Annotated in this window: 2 protein-coding genes; both read left to right on the forward strand. The window is 49.3% G+C overall.

From position 1 onward, the window contains the following. On the forward strand, positions 1-1,349 hold a 1,349-nt coding region (locus D3222_RS24285; RefSeq protein WP_118988328.1), incomplete at its 5' end, for a GspE/PulE family protein. Further along, positions 1,342-2,020: type II secretion system F family protein (locus tag D3222_RS24290; protein ID WP_198672930.1), on the forward strand; the 679-nt coding region annotated here is incomplete at its 3' end. The genes D3222_RS24285 and D3222_RS24290, both read left to right, overlap by 8 nt.

The following is a 2,020-nucleotide window of genomic DNA, read 5'->3' on the forward strand; positions in this document are numbered from 1 at the left end:
CGAATGAACAGGGCGTTTGTCTGTCGGACTTAACTGATGTGAGTGAACGCCAGAAGCAGGTACTGACCTGTTTTGAACTGGCAAAAAAGCTGAATGCGTCAGATATTCATCTGACTATCAGTCCGGAGCTGACCCGAATTGAAATGCGTATTCACGGTGAGCTGGAAGTCGTCAATGAACTGTCGGAAGAGGAGGGAATGGCACTGGCATCTACGATCGTCCTGTCGATGTGTGATGTCACTGAAACGCAATTTTTTCCAGGACGTCAGCAGGACGGGAGGATTAAAGCGGATTTTCTGAGTCGGGTATATTTGTATGGTGCCCGGTACAGCCATACGCCAACAGCAGATGGGTTGTATGTTGTGATGCGTGTGATTGCTGATGATGGTGACAAAGTGCCTACATTGACACAATTAGGTTTTTTGCCTCAGCAAATCAAACTGGTTTCCCGTATTTTGCGACTGCCGGAGGGACTGATTGTGCTATCGGGGCCAATCGGCTCCGGGAAGTCCACGACATTACGCACTTTTTGTCGCCAGTATCTTGACAGGACAGGGGGCAAAAAGCGGTTATTGACCGTTGAAGACCCACCGGAGGGACGGATTGCTGGTGCTATTCAAACTCCCATCGTGTGTGACAAAAGTGATGAAGAGGCGGTCAGGCTTGCTTGGCACCGAGCGCTCACCTCTGCGCTGCGTCTTGATCCCGATGCCGTTATGCCAGGCGAAATGCGTGACCTGACTTCCATGCTAACGGCCATTTATGCTGCGCAAACTGGACATAGTGTCATGACGACTCTGCATACCAATAGTGCAGTCGGTATTCCTGAGCGCATGATAACGATGGGGGTGAATGCAGGGCTGATTGCAGATGCACAACTGTTGATTGCGTTGATTAGTCAGCGTTTGGTACCGACATTATGTCCGCACTGTCGAGTACCTTGGGCACAGAAACAGGCTGTACTGGATGAGGAACAACGGGCTTATCTGATGCGTTATTGCCATGCTTCCGGTGTGTGTTGTGTGGAGAATCTATATTTTCGTCATCCTGAAGGATGTGAACATTGTTGCCAGACGATTACCTTGAGCGGACGGGTTGTTAGTCGAGGGGTTACTGGTCGTAGTGTGGTGGCAGAGGTCATTAGACCAGATGCCCGATTCTTTACCTTGTTGATGACTGAGGGAAAAGAGGCTGCGAGGCAACACTGGGTATCGAATTTGGGTGGGATTACTCGTCGTCAGCATCTACTGAATAAGTTGAATGCAGGACTGATTGATCCATTAGAAGCCGACTTAGTTTGCCCGCTGGATGAGGATGATTATTTGCTGATGGAGCAGTGTGATGCGTGAAATGTCATGGGTCAGCCGTCTGCGCTATGTGTTAGTTCGCCACACTTTCTTACCGAGTTATCGCATCATTTTCTATGAGGCGTTGCGTTTTCTACTGGAAAACAAGATACCGTTATTGAAAGCGTTGCGGCAGATACGTGATGTGTATACCCATTTCGATACCCATTGGCATCCGTTTGCTGAACTCATTGACGATTGCATCTCGGCGCTCACTGATAACAGTCAAACTAATACCTTGGAACATGTGCTGGCTGCTTGGGGACCGGTAGAAGAGGCGGCGTTAATTAGTGCCGGTATGTGTAGCGGTCATTTGCCTGAAGCGCTGAATCAGGCCATTACACTGATAGGTTGCCGTCAGCGTATTCTGATAGTGTCGCTCAGAATGATGATTTATCCCTTTTTGTTGGTGCTACTGATGACGGGATTACTGGTGATCACAGCAACAGAATTGGTACCAACGCTAAGAAGTATTTCAGATCCGGAAAACTGGCAGGGTGTGCTGGCATGGCTGAACCGGATGGCGACATTCTTTGAGCAGGCTTTCCTGTGGTGTGGTGTCTTACTGCTCTTTTTTATTGTGAGCGTGGTGTATTCGTTGCCGCGGTGGGTCAACCGTCTGCGTCGCATAGCAGATCATCTTATCCCCTGGTCGGTCTATAGCGATATTCAGG

The organism is Photorhabdus sp. CRCIA-P01 (assembly GCF_003545805.1).
GTDB lineage: Bacteria > Pseudomonadota > Gammaproteobacteria > Enterobacterales > Enterobacteriaceae > Photorhabdus > Photorhabdus antumapuensis.